Source organism: Arthrobacter sp. D1-17 (genome assembly GCF_054130535.1).
Genome location: NZ_CP096382.1, coordinates 544,609 through 562,802, shown reverse-complemented (window position 1 = coordinate 562,802; position 18,194 = coordinate 544,609). Strand labels below are relative to the sequence as shown.

Sequence of the window (18,194 nt, the reverse complement as noted above, 5' to 3'; positions counted from 1 at the left end):
CGGAAGCGGGCTGCGCGCATCCCCCTTCCCGCCTCAGCCTCAACCAGCCCAGGAATGGACAAATGATCGGTTCAGAAACACTAAATGACTACCTCGGCAGGCTTGCCTCGCGGAACCCGACCCCGGGCGGCGGCGCAGCCGCGGCGTTGCACGCAGCGCAGGGTGCGGCCCTGGTGGCCATGGTGGCAAGATTCAGCACCGGCGGGAAATATGAACAGCACGGACAGACGACCTCCAGGATCATTTCCGCCGCTGACCACCTCATTGACGAGGCGTTGCGACTGGCCGACGCCGATGAGGTCGCCTTTAAAGATGTGATTACCTCCTACAAACTGCCCGCCGCGGACGACTCTGAGCGTGCGGCGCGTGCGGCCGCCATTCAAAGCGCACTAGTTCAGGCTGCCCAACCGCCCGCCCAGCTGATCAAGCTCTCGGGCGCAGTGGTGGAACTCGCCGCCGAACTTTTGGATATTGCCAACCCCAATGTCATCAGCGACATTGCCGCGGCCGCCGACGCGGCCAGGGCGGCTGCCACTACCGCGCGCGTCAACATAGACATCAACGTGGTGGCGATAAAAGACACCCACGCGCGTGCCGCGCTGGCCGAACAAACTGACGGGCTCGAAGAAAAAGTCATTCTGGCTGCTGACTCGCTCTCACAGCACGTACGGGAAAGGATCCTCCGATGACGGCATCTTTGCTCTCCGGCAAGCCGCTCGCCAAACTCATACAGCAGCAGGCACAGGCCGAAGCCAAAGTCCTGGCGGAAGAGGGCTTGCGCCCGACCCTTGCCGTCGTAGTTGCCACCGAGGACAGTTCGACCCACTGGTACGTGCGCTCCATCGAGCGTGCGTCGGAAAATGCAGGCATCGATTGCAGGATTGTCGACCTCGGCCATGACGCTACCGAGCAGGTGCTCATTACCGTGCTGAAAGACCTCAGCGCCGAGCCTACCGTCAATGGAATCATTTTGCAGACCCCCCTGCCCCCCGGCGTTAGAAGCCAGGAACTGGTCAGGCACATCGCCCCGGAAAAGGACATCGATGGCGCCAACCCTTTGAGCCTGGGGCTTCTTGCCGTCGGGCAGCGCGCCTTCGCCCCTGCTACAGCACGTGCAGTCGTAGAGATCCTGGACCACTTCGACATCCCGGTAGCGGGCCGCAGCGTGGTAGTGGTGGGCCGCTCAGCCGTGGTTGGCAAGCCGCTGTCTCTCCTGCTGCTGCAGAAGGACGCCACCACCACCGTCTGCCACTCGCGGTCAGGCTCCCTTGCGAAGTACACCAAGACTGCGGATATCGTGGTTGTTGCTGCCGGCCGCACAGGGCTGCTCACAGGGACCGACGTTTCTGACCACTCTGTGGTCATCGATGTCGGCACCAATGTGCTTTCCGATGGTTCACTCGTTGGGGATGTGGACGAAGCCAGCGTCCAGGCCGTTGCTGCCGCTCTGACACCCGTGCCCGGCGGTGTGGGCTCAGTAACCACGTCGCTGCTTCTTCTCCACACCGCCGAAGCCGCACGCGACCAGTCCCGCGCGGCCCGAATGCCAGCACTCACGCCGTGACCGGGACAGTAATGGCCCCTCCTGCTGCGCCTCATTCCGAGGGCACTAAAACCAGCACGAAGGTCGTTTCAGACTGGACAGCGCTCGTCCCAGGGGACTTCGTTACAGTGCGGGAAAACTACTCGGTCCCGCACAGCGGCTGGATTGATGACGTGACGGAGGACGGCAGGATCATCTGGCTGGTTCTGGCCCTCGGGCGGGGCCGTCGTATGTTCTTCCGCGAGGATGGGGACTTTATCTCGGTCGAAGTTCCACATCCCGGGCGTTGAACGGCTGACGATTTCGGACCCGGCCGTCCGCCAGACCCGACACCTCCGCCAGAAACCACAGCCTGGCCTGCACGCCATTTGATGGGCACCCACCGCCCGCACAGATTTAAAGGAAGATCCCATGGCCTCTAAAGCCCCCCGCCAGAACATCGATGAGTCAAAGCTGACTGTCGGCAAACCCAAAACCAAGGCCGTGGGCATTCCCGCAGTCGCCAATGCGCTCAAGATATCCCTTGAGCAGATGGGCCCGCTCCGGAGCGTGCAGACTCTTTTGGCGGTCAACCAGATCGACGGCTTTGACTGCATGGGCTGCGCGTGGCCGGAGCACGAAAAGCGCAATGCTGCGGAGTTCTGTGAGAACGGTGCGAAGGCGGTGGCCGAGGAGGCCACCCGCCGCCGCGTTACACCTGAATTCTTCGCCAAACACTCCGTTGCCGACTTGAAGACGCGTGACGACTACTGGCTCGGGCAGCAGGGCAGGCTGACCCACCCGATGGTCCTGGATGAGGGAGCAACCCACTACCGGCAGATTGACTGGGACGACGCCCTGGAAATGATTGCCCAGGAACTCAGGGACATGGATGACCCTGACCAGAGTGTTTTCTACACGTCCGGCAGGACATCCAACGAGGCTGCCTTTGTATACCAATTGCTCGTGCGCGGGGTGGGCACCAACAACCTCCCGGACTGCTCGAACATGTGCCACGAGTCTTCCGGGTCAGCCCTGGTGGAGACCATAGGCATCGGCAAAGGGTCGGTCAGCCTCAAGGACCTGGAGACGGCGTCCCTGATTTTTGTGGCCGGCCAAAACCCGGGAACAAATCATCCGCGCATGCTCAGCGCACTGGAAAAGGCCAAGAAAAACGGTGCCGCCATCGTTTCCATCAACCCGCTCCCCGAGGCCGGGCTGTTTCATTTCGAAAATCCGCAAACCGTCGCAGGCACGCTGCTTGGCACCCAGCTGACCGATGATTTCCTGCAGATCAGGGCCGGCGGGGACCAGGCACTGTTCCAAGGCCTGGGCAAATACCTCCTGGAAGCAGAACGCGCAGGCAGGAACAGCCCCGGCCTGTCCACGGTTTTTGACCACGGTTTCATCAATAACCACACGGTCGGCATCGAGTCCTACCTCTCCCAGTTGGAACAGGTCCGCTGGGACGACATCATCGAAGCCAGCGGCCTCACTAAAGAACAGATCGCAGCCACTGGAGAACGTCTCTTGGCGTCAGGCTCAACCATCGTCTGCTGGGCGATGGGACTGACACAGCACAAGCATTCAGTGCCGACACTCCGTGACGTCGTCAATGTCCTGCTGCTGCAGGGCAACATCGGGAAGCCAGGAGCCGGGGTATGCCCCGTTCGGGGACACTCCAACGTCCAGGGCGACCGCACGATGGGTATCTTCGAACGGATGCCGGAGAGTTTCCACGACAGGCTCGATCAGGAATTCCAGTTCCGTTCACCTCGGGCCCACGGCTACGACACCGTCGCTGCCATCCGGGCCATGCGGGACGGCAAAGTCCGCCTCTTCGTGGGCATGGGCGGGAACTTCGTCCGGGCTGCTCCGGATTCGGATGTTACCGAGCAGGCCCTGGCCAACACCCGCCTGACGGTGCAGATCTCGACCAAGCTGAACCACTCCCACCTGGCAACAGGAAAACGGGCTCTGATTCTCCCGACTCTGGGCCGCACGGAGAGGGATAGCCAGCAGTCCGGCGACCAGAGGGTGACGGTGGAGGACTCGATGAGCGCTGTCCATGCATCCCGCGGCCGCCTCAAACCGGCAAGCGAACAGTTGATGTCCGAAGTAGCCATCGTCTGCAACCTTGCCCATAAGGTGTTCACGGACGACTCCGGGCTTCCCCTCCCCAACACCCCGGCAACCAACTGGCTCTCGCTTAGGGACGACTACTCCCTGATCAGGAGGCATATCGAAGCCGTCATCGATGGCTTCGAGAATTTCGAGGAGAGAATCCAGAACCCGGGCGGTTTCGTTCTGCCCCACGCGCCCAGGGACAAAAGGGAATTCGATACCCAATCAGGCAAGGCGCACTTTACGTCGAATGCCCTGGAGTACCTTCGGATCCCGCCCGGCCGGTTGATCCTGCAAACCCTTCGTTCCCATGACCAGTACAACACCACCATCTACGGCAAGGACGACCGCTACCGCGGAATACACGGAGGGCGGCGTGTAGTGCTGGTCAACGAGGCGGACATAGCCGAGATGGGCTACGTGGACGGGGACATGGTCGATCTGGTCTCGGAGTTCCGCGGTACAGAACGCAGGGCGGAGAATTTCAGAATCGTGTCTTACTCGACGCCCAAGGGTTGCGCAGCCTCCTATTACCCTGAAACCAACGTGCTGGTGCCGCTCGACTCGGTGGCGGACACCAGCGGAACCCCAACGTCCAAGTCCGTCGTCGTGCGTCTGGAGCCAGTGGGAGCAGGGAGTCGTGCTTGAGGAAGCGGCTTTAGCAGTAGGCAGCAAAGGGGTAGACCGTCCGCGGGTGGAGCGGGCGGTCCGTGAGTTCCTTCTCGCCGTCGGCGAAGACCCTGACCGGCCTGGCCTGACTGAGACTCCAGCGCGCGTTGCCCGCGCTGCGGTGGAAATGTACGGTGGGCTCCACGAGGATCCCGCAACGGTACTCGATAAGACTTTCGACCTCGGACACGAGGAGTTGGTCCTCGTCAAGGACATTCCCTTCTACTCAACCTGCGAGCACCACCTGGTGCCCTTCCACGGTGTGGCGCACGTCGGGTATATCCCCTCGGCAGACGGGCTGGTCACAGGCCTGAGCAAGCTCGCGAGGCTGGTGGATGCCTTCGCGCGCAGACCGCAAGTACAGGAACGCCTGACAACCCAAGTGGTGGATGCGCTGGTTTCGGCCCTGCGACCCCTCGGCGCAATAGTTGTGGTGGAATGCGAACACCTCTGCATGTCCATGAGGGGAGTCAGAAAGCCGGGGGCAAAAACCATTACCTCCGCAGTGCGCGGAGAGCTGCGGCTGCCGGCGGCACGCGCTGAGGCACTCAGCCTCATCATGGGCCGCTAGCGAATCACCGAACCGCTCAAGGGCCTTCCCCTTGATATATCTTTAGGATATATTCTAAATATCAGTTGTCCCTCCGGTCTTTTTTGCGAGAAGCCGGGACCGCCCACAAAGCCCGGCCGCCGCCGCACGTGCGGGGACCGAAATCTTCAGGGTGAGTTCGAAGGAGGGCGATGTTCGTTTCCCGTAAACGGTGTTTCGGTTGGCCTGAATACCTGGGGAGGTAAGCGCCGGAACACCGCTTTCGGGAAACGAACAGATAGAAAACCATCTCAGCAACGAGGGAACGACCAGTGGTAACTCAAGCCCTTCCAATCGCCGACAGACCGGGCAAGGACAGTGGGCGGGCCGCGGACGGGGAACACAGCTGGGCGGAAGCCCGCCGGTTGGCTTTTGATTGCGCCGAACCCCTCGCACCAGTGCGGGTGCCACTTGTGGAGGCGAACGGCAGAACACTTGCCGTTGATGTGACCGCGCTTCAGGAACTGCCCCACTACGCCTCGTCGGCAATGGACGGCTGGACAGTTAATGGTGCCGGCCCTTGGGTGCTGACCGAACCTGGGAAACCCCTCGACAGCGGACAGGCCAGCCCGGTCGTCACGGGCGGAGTAATACCCCCGGGCTCCCAGGCTGTGCTCCGTGTCGAGAGCGGACACGTTGCGGCCAGTGCGGGCGGCCGGGACATCCTGATGATGGCGGAGGGGGCATCACCTGGTGAACCACGTCATGGCCAGCACATCCGAAAGTCAGGCGAGGAAGCGGCAGCCGGTGAAGTCCTCATCCCCGCAGGGACGGCTTTGAACCCTGCCCACATCGCCCTGGCCGCGGTGGCCGGCTTCGACCAGTTGGAAGTGCTCGGCAAACCACTGGTCAAAATGCTGGTCACCGGTTCAGAGGTCGTGACGGCCAAGGTCCCCGCACCGGGCCAGGTCAGGGATGCTTTCGGGCCACAGATCAGTACACTCATCCAAATGCTTGGCGGTGTCCCGGGGCCGCTGATCCGCATCGGCGACTCGTACGAATCATGGCTGACAGCGCTGGGGGCTTCTGAAGCACCCATGGGTCAGTGGTCCGACGTGATCGTTACCACTGGCGGTACAGGGCGTTCAGGCGCGGATCATTTCCGGGCTGCCGTCGCCGCGCTCGGCGGACGGCTCCTGATTGATGGCATCGCCATGCGGCCCGGCCACCCCGCAGCCTTGGCCAAGCTGCCAAATGGCCGTTTCGTCGTCGGACTCCCGGGCAACCCGCTGGCCGCCTTAATGGCCCTGTTCACCATCGGCGGGCCGCTCCTGGCCGCACTGGGCCACCAGCCCCTTGCCGACATCAGCCGCCTGCCCTGCGGCACGGTCATCGACGCCCACCCGGCATCCACGCGGCTCATGCCCTTCCGTTGGGTCGATGGCCTGGCGACTCCGGCCCACTACACCGGACCGGGCATGATGCGCGGCCTGGCTTTCGCCGATGGTGTCCTGGTGGTCCCCTCCCGCGGCGTCCAGTTGGGGGAGCCGGTTCCGGCATTCGCCCTCCCGTGGTGCCCGGCACCGCAAAGCACCCGGACATGGCCATGAGGACCAGAACGACCAAGCGAGGAGTGTTTCCTACATGGCACGCATGACCCAACGGCGGAAGGTCCACCGGTATCTTCTGGATGGCTCCGCCGCCGCGATTGAATACCCCGTGCGGATCAGGGAGGACGTGCTGGCGGCCGAGGAGCCGCTGGAGATCCGTTTCGGCACCATGTCCTTTGCCGTGACCATGCGGACGCCGGGAGACGACTTCGACCTCGTTGCCGGTTTTCTCGTCTCTGAAGGCATCATCCGTGACCAGTCGGATCTCGTATCGCTGCGCTTTTGCGCAGGCGAGGATGAAGACGGCAGGCAGACCTTCAACGTCGTTGAAGCCCAGTTCCGCCCCGGCCTGTCGCTGCCGGACAACGGCCGCCACATTTACACCTCCAGCTCCTGCGGCATCTGTGGCACGACGTCCATTGAAGCCGTGCGCAAGACCCTCGCATTCAGCGCCCAGGAGGACCAGCTGCGCGTGCCGGTCAACGTACTGGCACGGCTCCCCGAACAGTTGCGCGAAGCTCAGGCGCTGTTCGATAAAACAGGGGGGGTCCATGCGGCAGGGCTGTTCAAAATTACTGACAGCGGTGAGGCCGAGCTCCTTTGCCTGCGCGAAGATGTGGGCCGCCACAATGCGGTGGACAAGGTGGTCGGGTGGGCTCTGCGCGAAGGGCTCCTGCCCCTCCGCGGAACCGTCCTCCAGGTCTCGGGCCGGGCGTCATTTGAACTCGTCCAGAAGGCTGCCCTGGCAGGCATCCCTGTTTTGGCGGCAGTCAGCGCACCATCAAGCCTGGCGGCGGACCTAGCCACTGATGCCGGCGTTACCCTTGTGGGTTTCAGCCGGGGCAAGAGCCTCAATGTGTATGTGGGCGAAGAACGGGTGGCACCCGTCGCCGCTGTGAACATCTGAAAGGAAGCCCGTGGATGATTGCGAAGTAACCGGGGCCATCCTTACCGACGATCCCATCTCTGAGGATGACGCCATTGCCGCCGTTGAAGGTGCTGAGGCAGGCGCCATAGTCAGCTTCCGCGGCGTCGTCCGCATCCACGACGAGGGTAAGGCCGAAAACGTAACTGACCAGCCCTCGGCAGACGTCGAAAACTGACACTGTCGAAAAACCAACAATGAGGAGAAAGATGACCTTGAACATCTCTGCGCCTGCCGTGTCCACCACCCAGTCAGGTGCCCCGGTCACGTCCGATGCCCACTCGAAGTCCGTCGGCGCCGACGGCGCCATCATTCTCACGGACCACTACCTGGTGGAGAAGCTCGCGCAGTTCAACCGTGAGCGGGTTCCGGAGCGTGTGGTGCACGCCAAGGGCGGCGGCGCGTTCGGTACGTTCAAGACCACCGAGGACATCTCCAAGTACACCAAGGCCGCGTTCCTGCAGCCCGGCGTCGAGACCGAGATGCTGATCCGTTTCTCCTCCGTTGCCGGTGAGAACGGCTCCCCCGACACCTGGCGTGACCCGCGCGGTTTCGCCGTGAAGTTCTACACCTCCGAGGGCAACTACGACCTGGTGGGCAACAACACCCCGGTGTTCTTCATCCGCGACGGCATCAAGTTCCCGGACTTCATCCACTCCCAGAAGCGCCTGCCGGGCACGCACCTGCGTGACGCTGACATGCAGTGGGACTTCTGGACCCTCTCCCCCGAGTCCGCGCACCAGGTCACCTGGCTGATGGGTGACCGCGGCCTGCCGGCGTCCTGGCGCGAAATGCAGGGCTACGGCTCGCACACCTACCAGTGGATCAACGCCGAAGGCGAGCGGTTCTGGGTGAAGTACCACTTCAAGTCCAACCAGGGCGTGAAGAACATGACGTCCGAGCAGGCCGAGGCCCTCGCCGGTTCGGACGCGGACTACTACATCCGGGACCTGCACGAAAACATCGAAGCCGGCAACCTGCCCTCCTGGGACCTGCACGTGCAGGTCATGCCCTACGAGGACGCCAAAACCTACCGCTTCAACCCCTTTGACCTGACCAAGGTCTGGCCGCACGCGGACTACCCGCTGATCAAGGTCGGCACCATGGAACTGAACCGGAACCCGGAGAACTACTTCGCACAGATCGAACAGGCCACCTTCGCGCCGTCGAACTTCGTGCCCGGCATCGCCGCGTCCCCGGACAAGATGCTGCAGGCCCGCATCTTCTCCTACGCCGACGCGCACCGCTACCGGGTGGGAACCAACCACGCCCAGATCCCGGTGAACCAGCCCAAGAGCCAGGTCAACAACTACAGCCAGGACGGCGCCGGACGCTACCTGTTCAACGCCCCCTCCGTGCCGGTCTACGCACCGAACACAATGGGCGGACCGGCCGCCGTGGAGCCGCAGAACCCCGCCGGCGGGTGGGAGAACGACGGCGAGCTGACCCTCGCCGCGCACTCCCTGCACGCCGAGGACGGCGACTTCGTCCAGGCCGGCACCCTCTACCGCGAAGTCTATGACGACGCCGCCAAGGCCCGTCTGCTGGAAACCATCACCGGCGCCGTGGGCGGCGTGAAGAGCCCCGGCATCAAGGAACGCGCCATCCAGTACTGGACCAACGTCGACGCCGACCTCGGAGCCAAGCTCCGCGCCAACCTCGGCGCAGCCACCCTCTCCGAGGCAGAAGCGGCCAACAAAATCGGCTAACCACCCAACCTGAGGACACGTCCGCGGACCCCTCCAACGACACGTCCAAAGACACGGAAACCCCGCCGCGGCACAACCGCAGCGGGGTTTCCTGCTTATTGCGAGATCCGTGAAAAGGGTAATGGATCCATGATCAGAAATTACGGGTACACATCAAAAACTATGCGTGCACGCGGCGATGACCCCGGGCGGGTGGCCCGGGGTCATCGCTGGTGTTTGGTTGGAGGGTTAGGGGTGCGTGGCTTTAATAGCCGCGGCTTTAGGAGGCCGGGGTTGGGGTTTCTCTGCGCTGCAGGGTTTCGGCCCGTTCCTCCAGCGGCGGGGTGTCCTGGGTGAGGCCCAGCAGTGCCTCTCCGGAGAGCTGGACATCGCCGACCTTCTCCTGGACCCAGTCGTGGAAAGCGCCGATGTGGTGTTCGCTGGGCACGAGCACGCCGCCCTTGGCGTAGGACTTGGAGGCCATGCCCGGCTGGCAACGCTCGCAGGCATCAAAGTCCTGCATGTTCACCCGGTGGAACAGCTCCACCGAGGCGCTGACATCCTTGCCGGACTCCACCACGGAGGGCAGGTACAGCCAGTCACATTCGACGATCGTGTGGTCCGCGGACATCGGGAACATGCGGTGGATGATCACGTGGTCCGGAACCAGGTTCACGAACACGGTCGGCTTGATCGTGATCGCGTAGTAACGCCGGTCCTGATCCTCGCCCACACCCGGGATGACATCCAGGCCCTCGGAGCCGTCCACCGTGAAGCCCTTGATGTCCTCACCGAACTCCGCGCCGTGGCCCACGAAGTACTGCGCGGCCAGCCCGTCAGCGAACTCCGGCAGCACCTCGGTCAGCTCCGGGTGGATCGTCGCGCAGTGGTAACACTCCATGAAGTTCTCAATGATGAGCTTCCAGTTCGCCTTCACGTCATACCGGATCCGCCGGCCCAGGGCCAGGTTCGCCACGTCGTACCCGTCAATGGCGTGCACATCGCCCAGACGCTCCTCGATCGCGCCCATGACGTCCTCTTCGAAGGACGGCGGCTCCTCGGCCAGGCACACCCACACATAGCCCAGGTATTCGCGGATGTGGACCTTGGACAGGCCGTACTCATCCCGGTCAATGTCAGGCATCTTCGTCAGGTTCGGCGCCGCGATCAGCTTGCCTTCGAAGTCATACGTCCACGCGTGGTACGGGCACTGGAAGTTGCGTGCCGCTTCACCCTTTTCCTCCATGCACAGCTTCACCCCGCGGTGCCGGCAAACGTTGTAGAACGCACGGATCTCACCCTTGCGGGTCCGCGAGATCAGCACGCTCTCCCGCCCCACCTGCACCGTCTGCCACGCCCCGGGCTTCTCCAGATCCGCCGAACGGATCGCGCAGAACCACATCTGCTCGAAAATACGCTCCTGCTCCGCCCGGAAAATAGCCGGATCCGTATACAAATGACCCCCCAGGGTCGGGATCAGACTCGGCGTGCTTACCTCAACAGACAATGTGTACTCCTCACAAAACAAAAACTCGGTTCAAAACTTTGGTGCTGACAGAAGGATTGGGGACTGTTTTTTCAGGACACGGCGGCGGCCCCCACGAGTGCACGTGATTCCGCCCGTGCCGGTAGCGGCAGCAGGGCTGGCTCGGCAAGCAGCGGCGATACCGCTGCCGGGGCCGGCGATGCCAGGCTCCGGCGCCATTTGGTGAAAAGCCGGGGCTGGTTCATTCCCAGGACCGCCACCGGCGCGCCCAGCCGGTAGTAGACGGCGAGGAAACTGTGGGCGAGCGGGTCACCGGCCTCAACCTCGAGGCGGTCGTAACCGGCGGAGTGCCCGGCAAACTGAATCTTGACGCCGTGCTGGTCCGACCAGAAGTAGGCGGGTTTGGCGGGCTGTTCTGGAGCGTCGGAGTCCAGCAAGGACCGGACAGCCAGAGCCGCACGCTCCAGGGCGCCGGTCCAATGCTCTACCCGGCGGTGGATTCCGGCCGCAGGGTCGAACCACGCGGCACAGTCACCCACCGCTACGATCCCGGGAACATTGGTGCGGCCCATGGCGTCACAAACGACGCCCGGATTCAGCTCGAGCCCGGAACCGGACAGCCAGTCTGTATTTGGCTGCGCCCCAATGCCGACGACGACGACGTCCGCACCCACGTACCGGCCGCCAGAGAGCCGCAACCCGGAGACATTCCCTTCACAGCTGTAGAAATCCTCTACGGTAGCGGACGGGATCAGCTCAACGCCGTTTGCCGCATGCAGCCCGGCCACCACTGCCCCCATCTCCGTACCCAACTGCCCGGCGAAGGGCACAGGCTTGGTGTCGATGATGGTGACTTCCATGCCACGGGACACGGCGGCAGAGGCGACCTCCGCACCGATGAAGCCTGCGCCGATGACAGCCATCCTGCTGCCCGGCAGCAGTTCGGGGGCCAGGGCCTGGGCGTCCGCAAGGGTGCGCAGTGAGAACACGTTGCTCAGTCCCGCAAGCGTGGGCAACTGGCGTGCCCGGGCGCCTGTGGCGATGACAATGCCGTCGGCCTTGATGACCTGGCCGTCCTTGAGACGGATAGTACGCGATTCGGCGTCCAGGGATACAGCACCGCCTCCAAGCAGCCACTCGGCCTGCAGCTCGTCGGTTTCGGACTCCAGGTACAGGTCCTCTGCTGTGATGGCACCGAGCAGGAAGTCTTTGGACAGCGGCGGCCGGTCGTACGGGCGGTGCGGCTCATCGCCGATCACCACAAGCCGTCCGGTGAAGCCTTGAGCGCGGGCGGCCCTGGCGGCCGAGAGGCCTGCCAGGGAGGCTCCCACAATTGCAAGCGTCTCCATTGACACCCTCCTTCAATTGCTTCTTACGCAACGACGATCGCTATATGCAACAGCGTGATCTATGCCACGCCAACTGTCAAGGGTCGCTCTTCATGAAGGACCTGCACGCTGCAACAGAGCAGAAAAACCTTGACAACCCCCTGTGAGCTACCGCACTCTGTTGCATATCGCGATTGCTGTTGTCGATAACGGAACACCCGGCAGATGGCAGTCGCAACCGCCCAGCTCGACAAAGAAGAAGAGGTCCCTCCATGCACAAGGCATGCCCGCTCAGTGAACTGGCACCAGGGGAAGCGCTCCGTCTGGACACGTCTCCTCCCATCGCCGTCTTCCACACAGAGGAGGGCGAACTCTTTGCCATTGACGACACGTGCACACACCAGGACGCCTCTCTGGCCGACGGCTGGGTTGAGGACTGCTGGGTTGAATGTCCACTCCATGCATCCCGCTTTAACCTGCGCACCGGAGGCGTGGATGCCCCGCCGGCCAAGCTCCCGGTCCGTGTCCACGAAGTTTCAGTGATTGATGGCGACATCATGATCACCGAATCCGACGAGGTCCCCAACCTCCCCCCTGGCCTGACAGTTAACGGCCACATCTAAGCAAGCCCATGAATCCGAGCAAAGGACTTCCTCATGGCTCAAAACAGCGATACCCGATATAGCAGCGACAATCTCAGCAGCGAACCAAATCTGAACACCGGCGGCAACGCCACAGAAGCTCCCTTTTCTTCCAGCCGGTCCGTAGGCGTCGATGAAGCCGCCCCTGACCGCCCTCAGGACACCGCCGCGCCTTCCCTGGAACCGGCGCCGGAACCGCCGTCGGACCCTCTGACTGAGCTGGAGGATTACGAACAGATCCTGCAGGAACTCCGCCAGACCAAAACCGAGCAGGCCGTGACAGAACGCCGGAACCGCAAACTCACCCTCGACAAAGTGACCTTCGGGATCACCGGGGTTTTCGCCGTAGCCTTCGTCATGTGGGGCTTCCTCGGGAGCGACAGCCTCTCGGCCACCTCACAGAGCGTCCTTGGCTGGGTCATGCAGTACACCGGCTGGCTGTTCATGGGACTGGCCTCGCTCTTCGTCGTTTTCGTCCTGTGGCTTGCCCTGGGCAAGTTCGGCAATATTCCGCTGGCCAAGGACGGCGAAAAGCCCGAGTTCCGCACCATCTCCTGGATCGCCATGATGTTTGCGGCCGGCATGGGCATCGGGCTCATGTTCTACGGTGTGGCGGAGCCTCTTTACCACTACGTCTCGCCCCCGCCCGGAACCGTGGACGGACGCACCCCCGAAGCCATCCAGACCGCCATGGCCACCTCGATCTTCCACTGGACCCTGCATCCCTGGGCAATGTACGCCGTGGTGGGCATCGCCATGGCCTACGGCACCTACCGGCTGGGCCGCAAGCAGCTGATCTCCGCCGCCTTCACCTCACTGTTCGGCGTCAGAATGGTTGAAGGGCCGGTGGGGAAGTTCATCAACATCCTGGCCATCTTCGCCACCCTGTTCGGCACCGCCGCATCGCTGGGCCTTGGCGCGCTCCAGATCGGCAGTGGACTGACGTCCAACGGCTGGGCTGGGGAAATCGGCACGCCTGTGCTCGTGGTGATCGTCGCCATCCTGACTTCCTGCTTCGTGGCCTCCGCTGTGTCGGGGATCAGCCGCGGCATCCAGTGGCTCTCCAACATCAACATGGTGCTGGCCGTCATCCTGGCCCTCATCGTCTTCGTCGCCGGGCCCACCATGTTCATCCTCAACCTGATTCCTTCCGCAGTGGGCGACTACGCCCGCGACCTGGCGGAAATGTCGTCCCGTACGGAGGCCGTCGGAGACGAAGCCCTGCGCACCTGGATGTCCGGCTGGACCATCTTCTACTGGGCCTGGTGGGTGTCCTGGACACCGTTCGTCGGCATGTTCATTGCACGCATCAGCCGCGGCCGCACCATCCGGCAGTTCGTCACCGGCGTACTGCTCGTGCCGAGTGTTGTCAGTGTCATCTGGTTCGGCATCTTCGGCGGCACCGCCTTCAGCATCCAGGCCGCAGCTGACAAGACGGACAACCCGGCAGACGGACTCGCCAAAATGGTCGACGGCGTGCCCACCATTTCGTTCGACGGCGCCCTCTTCGACCTGGTCAAGAACCTCCCCATGGCTGGCTGGGCCATCGCGGCCGTGATCGCATTGGCCATGGTGCTCGTGGCGATCTTCTTCATCACCGGAGCTGATTCGGCCTCAATCGTTATGGCCTCCCTGAGCTCCAACGGCTCCAACGAACCCCGCCGCGGGCTGGTGATCTTCTGGGGCACCCTGACCGGAGCCGTCGCCGCCGTCATGCTCCTGGCCGGTGGAGATGAACCCTCAGAAGCCCTGTCCGGCTTGCAACGGATCACCATTGTTGCCGCCCTGCCGTTCGTGCTTGTCATGCTCCTGCTCTGCGTCGCCCTGGCGCGGGACCTGCGCCGGGACCCGCTGGCCCTGCGGCGCAGGCTCGCCACGACCGTCGTGGAACGGGCCATCCGCACCGGCGTCGACCAGCACGGCGGCGTCCAGTTCGACCTTGTAACCAAGCATGAATGCGGCGAACGCTGCGCCGGTGACGCCCCTTGTCCCGGCGGTGCCAGCGCCGTCACCCCCAAGTAGGAGATATCGTGACCACAACTCTTGAAGCCCGCCCCGCGGGCGCCGCAGCATCCCTTACGACCGACACCGTGGCCACCCCGCGCTCCCTGCCCAAGACCCGCGCCGCAGAGTTCGTCCTCACCCTGGCCTGCCCGGAACGGCCCGGCATCGTCCGGGCGGTGACCACCTTCCTGGCCGACCGCGGCTTCGACATCGTGGAGCACCAGCAGTTCGATGACCACGTCAGCGGCAAACTGTACCTGCGCACCGCCTTCACAGGCAGCGCAACAGAAACCCGTGACCGGGCACATCGGGATTTCACGGGTCCCGACGCAGTTGACCAGCAGACCGCGGAAGGCCTCACTGCCGAGTTCGCCGCCACGGCTGCCGAGTTCGGCATGGATTTCGCCTTCCATGACGGCCAGCCCCCGCGCTTGCTGGTCATGGTCTCAAAGTTCGGCCACTGCCTCAATGACCTGATTTTCCGCTGGCGGGCCGGCAGCCTCGGTGCCGAGATCGCCGTCGTGGTTTCCAACCATGAGGATCTGCGCCCCATGGCGGAAAACGCAGGGCTGCCTTTCATCCACGTTCCGGTGACCGGCGCAACCAAGCCTGAGGCCGAGGCCCGGCTGCTGGAACTCGTCAAAGAGTACGACGCGGACCTTGTGGTCCTGGCGCGCTACATGCAGGTCCTCTCCGACGGCCTGTGCAATGAACTGCGCGGCCGGGCCATCAACATCCACCATTCCTTCCTGCCCGGCTTCAAGGGTGCGAAGCCCTACCACCAGGCCTATGACCGCGGCGTCAAGCTCGTCGGGGCTACCGCGCATTACGTGACCGCGGACCTCGACGAGGGACCGATCATCGAGCAGGAGGTCTTTCGGGTGGACCACAGCCTGGATCCGGATGCCCTTGTCACAGTGGGCAGGGACGCCGAATCGCAGGCCCTGTCCCGGGCCGTGAAGTGGCACTGCCAGCACCGCGTCCTGCTCAACAACACCCGCACCGTCGTATTCCGCTGACGCCAACGTCTGCTAAGCCAACCAGGAGAGAACCACTTATGAGCGCATCACCACGGGTCGTCATCATCGGCGCCGGCATTGTCGGCACCAACCTTGCAGACGAACTGGCCAGCCGCGGCTGGAACAACATCACCGTCGTCGAACAGGGCCCGCTGGAGCTCGCCGGTGGTTCCACCTCCCACGCCCCCGGGCTGGTATTCCAGACCAACCCGTCCAAGACCATGACGGAATTCGCCACCTACACGGTCAACAAGCTCCTGTCCCTCAGCGCCGAGGGGACCTCCTGCTTCAACCAGGTGGGCGGGCTGGAACTTGCCACCACCGAGGCACGCCTGCAGGACCTCAAGCGCAAGCTCGGCTACGCCACCTCCTGGGGCGTTGAAGGCCGGATCATCGACGCGGACGAATGCGAGAAGTACTGGCCGCTGCTGAATAAGGGGCAGTTCAGGGACGGACGCCAGATCCTGGGCGGCCTCCTCGTTCCCTCGGACGGACTCGCCTCCGCTGCCCGGGCGGTCCAGCTCCTGATCAGCCGGGCCCGCGAAGCCGGCGTGACGTTCCTCGGCTCCACTGCGGTCACCGGCATCGAACAGGCCGGCGGCAAGGTCACCGGCGTCGAAACCTCCTCCGGCGTGATCCCCGCCGACATCGTCGTTTCCTGCGCCGGGTTCTGGGGCCGCGAGGTGGGCAAGCTGGTTGGCATGAAGGTGCCGCTGCTTCCGCTCGCCCACCAGTACGTCAAGACCACTGCCCTTGACGAACAGAAGGGCCTGAACGAGCTGCCCAACGGCGCCCGCTCACCCATCCTCCGCTACCAGGACAGGGACCTGTACTTCCGCGAGCACGGCGACCGGATCGGCATCGGCAGCTACGCCCACCGCCCCCTGCCCGTCGACATGGAGCTCCTCCCCCGCGTCGCCGCAGACCAGATGTCCGAGCACCGCATGCCGTCCCGCCTGGACTTCACCCTGGAGGACTTCGCTCCGTCATGGGAGGACTGCCAGGACCTGTTGCCGGCCCTGCACCGAACCCAGATCCAGGACGGCTTCAACGGCATCTTCTCCTTCACCCCCGACGGCGGCCCCCTCATGGGCGAGTCGCCCGACGTCGAAGGCTTCTTCGTTGCCGAAGCCGTGTGGGTCACGCACTCCGCCGGCGTGGCCAAGGCCATGGCCGAACTGCTGGTCGAGGGACAGTCCCGCACCGACCTGCACGGCTGCGAAATCGAACGGTTCGAGAAGGTTCAGACCAGCGACGAATACGTCAGCGAAACGTCGCAGCAGAACTTCGTCGAGATCTACGACATCCTGCACCCGCTGCAGCCCAAGGAATCCCCGCGCGACCTGCGCGTGAGCCCGTTCAACGTCCGGCAGAAGGAACTCGGGGCGTTCTTCCTGGAGTCCGCCGGCTGGGAGCGCCCGCACTGGTTCGAGGCCAACCGCGGCCTGCTGGAGGAACTCCCGGCCGAGTGGCAGACCCCGGAACGCGAACCGTGGGCTGCCATGTTCTCCTCCCCCATCTCGGCGGCCGAAGCGTGGAAGACGCGCACCGCCGTCGGACTTTACGACATGACGCCGCTCAAGCGGCTCTCGGTGGACGGCCCGGGTGCGCTGGCGCTGCTGCAGCGTCTCAGCACCGGCAACATCACCAAAAAGCCCGGCGCCGTGACGTACTGCCTCCTGCTGGCGGACGACGGCGGCATCCGCAGTGACGTGACTGTGGCCAGGCTCGGGGAGGAGACTTTCCAGCTTGGCGTGAACAGCAACGTCGACTTCGACTACCTCCGCGTGGAGGCCAGGAAGCAGTCAGCCGCAGACCCCAGCCAGTGGGCGCACGTCGCCGACATCACCGGCAGCACCTGCTGCATCGGCCTGTGGGGACCTTTGGCGCGCGAAGTAATCGGCAAGGTCAGCACGGACGACCTGTCCAACGACGGCCTCAAGTACTTCCGCACCAAGGAAATCTCGGTAGGCGGCATCCCGGTCACGGCCATGCGGCTCTCCTACGTCGGCGAGCTCGGCTGGGAGCTCTACACCACCGCGGAGTACGGGCTCAAGCTCTGGGACCTGCTGTACGAGGCCGGGCAGGAGCACGGCATCGTCGCGGCCGGACGCGGCGCGTTCAACAGCATGCGCCTCGAGAAGGGCTACCGGCTGTGGGGCACGGACATGACCTCCGAGCACCACCCGTACCAGTCCGGCCTGGGCTTCTCGGTCGCAAAGGACAAGGTGGGCTTCGTCGGGGCCGAGGCGCTGGCCGTCCGCAAGGAACAGCCCGCCGCGAAGGTCCTCCGCTGCCTGACGGTGGACGACGGCACCTCCATCGTGCTGGGCAAGGAGCCGGTGTACGTGAACGGCGAGGCTGCCGGGTACGTCACCAGCGCCGCCTACGGCTACTCCGTCCGCAAGCCAATCGCGTACGCCTGGCTGCCTGCCGCCGTCGAGGTCGGGGACTCCGTGGAGATTGAGTACTTCGGCGAGCGTGTAGCCGCGACCGTCACCGCCGAGCCGCTGTTCGACCCGGGCATGGAGCGCCTCCGCGGCTAACTGCTCCACTGCTGCTGGCTAAGCGCGAACGTACACTTGAGGCCCCGTTTCCGGAAGGAAGCGGGGCCTCAAGTGTACGTTCGCGCGGGGTGGGTTGGGTGCG

General features: G+C 63.9%; 15 protein-coding genes. 13 read left to right on the top strand and 2 right to left on the bottom strand.

Going from position 1 to position 18,194, the window contains the following annotated elements; genetic code table 11:
* Nucleotides 1-62 precede the first annotated feature (62 nt).
* The 9 genes from M1E01_RS02585 to M1E01_RS02545 all read left to right on the top strand — a co-directional run bounded on the left by M1E01_RS02585 (nt 63) and on the right by M1E01_RS02545 (nt 9,088).
* Nucleotides 63-689, top strand: coding sequence for a cyclodeaminase/cyclohydrolase family protein (locus M1E01_RS02585; RefSeq protein ID WP_457973547.1), 627 nt, complete (start codon nt 63-65; stop codon nt 687-689).
* A complete protein-coding gene (locus M1E01_RS02580) occupies nt 686-1,564 on the top strand; it encodes a bifunctional 5,10-methylenetetrahydrofolate dehydrogenase/5,10-methenyltetrahydrofolate cyclohydrolase (protein WP_457973546.1) in 879 nt (292 codons plus the stop codon). Before M1E01_RS02585 ends, M1E01_RS02580 begins: the two co-directional genes overlap by 4 nt.
* Entirely contained in the window at nt 1,561-1,833 is a 273-nt protein-coding gene (locus tag M1E01_RS02575) for a hypothetical protein (RefSeq protein ID WP_457973545.1), read from the top strand. Before M1E01_RS02580 ends, M1E01_RS02575 begins: the two co-directional genes overlap by 4 nt.
* Before the next feature lie 121 nt (nt 1,834-1,954).
* On the top strand, nt 1,955-4,294 hold the full coding sequence (locus tag M1E01_RS02570; RefSeq protein WP_457973544.1) for an FdhF/YdeP family oxidoreductase: 2,340 nt from the start codon (nt 1,955-1,957) through the stop codon (nt 4,292-4,294).
* Complete coding sequence (folE, locus tag M1E01_RS02565; protein ID WP_309108834.1) at nt 4,287-4,886, top strand: GTP cyclohydrolase I FolE; 600 nt, start codon at nt 4,287-4,289, stop codon at nt 4,884-4,886. Before M1E01_RS02570 ends, folE begins: the two co-directional genes overlap by 8 nt.
* A gap of 290 nt (nt 4,887-5,176) precedes the next feature.
* A complete protein-coding gene (locus M1E01_RS02560) occupies nt 5,177-6,454 on the top strand; it encodes a molybdopterin molybdotransferase MoeA (protein WP_457973543.1) in 1,278 nt (425 codons plus the stop codon).
* 34 nt (nt 6,455-6,488) lie between these two features.
* Nucleotides 6,489-7,361: a formate dehydrogenase accessory sulfurtransferase FdhD gene (gene fdhD, locus M1E01_RS02555; protein ID WP_309108833.1), complete on the top strand. Its 873-nt coding sequence runs from the start codon at nt 6,489-6,491 to the stop codon at nt 7,359-7,361.
* A gap of 10 nt (nt 7,362-7,371) precedes the next feature.
* Nucleotides 7,372-7,557 carry a molybdenum cofactor biosynthesis protein MoaE gene (locus M1E01_RS02550; RefSeq protein ID WP_457973542.1) on the top strand — a complete coding sequence of 62 codons (186 nt, stop codon included), beginning with the start codon at nt 7,372-7,374 and terminating at the stop codon, nt 7,555-7,557.
* 31 nt (nt 7,558-7,588) lie between these two features.
* Nucleotides 7,589-9,088 (top strand): catalase, encoded by a 1,500-nt coding sequence (locus M1E01_RS02545; RefSeq protein ID WP_457973541.1) that lies wholly within the window; start codon nt 7,589-7,591, stop codon nt 9,086-9,088.
* 259 nt (nt 9,089-9,347) lie between these two features.
* Here M1E01_RS02545 and M1E01_RS02540 read toward each other — a convergent pair whose 3' ends face one another.
* Together M1E01_RS02540 and M1E01_RS02535 are read right to left on the bottom strand one after the other, a co-directional pair.
* Nucleotides 9,348-10,574, bottom strand: a complete 1,227-nt coding sequence (locus M1E01_RS02540; protein WP_457973540.1) for an aromatic ring-hydroxylating oxygenase subunit alpha — start codon at nt 10,572-10,574, stop codon at nt 9,348-9,350.
* A 71-nt stretch (nt 10,575-10,645) separates the two neighbouring features.
* Nucleotides 10,646-11,902, bottom strand: coding sequence for an NAD(P)/FAD-dependent oxidoreductase (locus tag M1E01_RS02535; protein ID WP_457973539.1), 1,257 nt, complete (start codon nt 11,900-11,902; stop codon nt 10,646-10,648).
* Between the two features lie 251 nt (nt 11,903-12,153).
* Between M1E01_RS02535 and M1E01_RS02530 the strand changes: the two genes are divergently transcribed.
* From M1E01_RS02530 to M1E01_RS02515, 4 genes are read left to right on the top strand one after another with little or no spacing between them, the layout of a single operon-like run.
* A complete protein-coding gene (locus tag M1E01_RS02530) occupies nt 12,154-12,504 on the top strand; it encodes a bifunctional 3-phenylpropionate/cinnamic acid dioxygenase ferredoxin subunit (protein WP_457973538.1) in 351 nt (116 codons plus the stop codon).
* Between the two features lie 33 nt (nt 12,505-12,537).
* Entirely contained in the window at nt 12,538-14,544 is a 2,007-nt protein-coding gene (locus M1E01_RS02525; protein ID WP_457973537.1) for a BCCT family transporter, read from the top strand.
* An 8-nt stretch (nt 14,545-14,552) separates the two neighbouring features.
* A complete protein-coding gene (gene purU / locus M1E01_RS02520; RefSeq protein ID WP_457973536.1) occupies nt 14,553-15,545 on the top strand; it encodes a formyltetrahydrofolate deformylase in 993 nt (330 codons plus the stop codon).
* A 38-nt stretch (nt 15,546-15,583) separates the two neighbouring features.
* Complete coding sequence (locus tag M1E01_RS02515; RefSeq protein ID WP_457973535.1) at nt 15,584-18,091, top strand: GcvT family protein; 2,508 nt, start codon at nt 15,584-15,586, stop codon at nt 18,089-18,091.
* The last annotated feature ends 103 nt before the right edge of the window (nt 18,092-18,194 follow it).

Bases quoted from the DNA above. Each gene is read 5' to 3' on its own strand.
- M1E01_RS02585 (WP_457973547.1), top strand. From the start codon at position 63: ATGATCGGTTCAGAAACACTAAATGACTACCTCGGCAGGCTTGCCTCG.
- M1E01_RS02580 (WP_457973546.1), top strand. From the start codon at position 686: ATGACGGCATCTTTGCTCTCCGGCAAGCCGCTCGCCAAACTCATACAG.
- M1E01_RS02570 (WP_457973544.1), top strand. From the start codon at position 1,955: ATGGCCTCTAAAGCCCCCCGCCAGAACATCGATGAGTCAAAGCTGACT.
- fdhD (WP_309108833.1), top strand. From the start codon at position 6,489: ATGGCACGCATGACCCAACGGCGGAAGGTCCACCGGTATCTTCTGGAT.
- M1E01_RS02545 (WP_457973541.1), top strand. From the start codon at position 7,589: ATGACCTTGAACATCTCTGCGCCTGCCGTGTCCACCACCCAGTCAGGT.
- M1E01_RS02535 (WP_457973539.1), bottom strand. From the start codon at position 11,902: ATGGAGACGCTTGCAATTGTGGGAGCCTCCCTGGCAGGCCTCTCGGCC.
- M1E01_RS02530 (WP_457973538.1), top strand. From the start codon at position 12,154: ATGCACAAGGCATGCCCGCTCAGTGAACTGGCACCAGGGGAAGCGCTC.
- M1E01_RS02525 (WP_457973537.1), top strand. From the start codon at position 12,538: ATGGCTCAAAACAGCGATACCCGATATAGCAGCGACAATCTCAGCAGC.
- M1E01_RS02515 (WP_457973535.1), top strand. From the start codon at position 15,584: ATGAGCGCATCACCACGGGTCGTCATCATCGGCGCCGGCATTGTCGGC.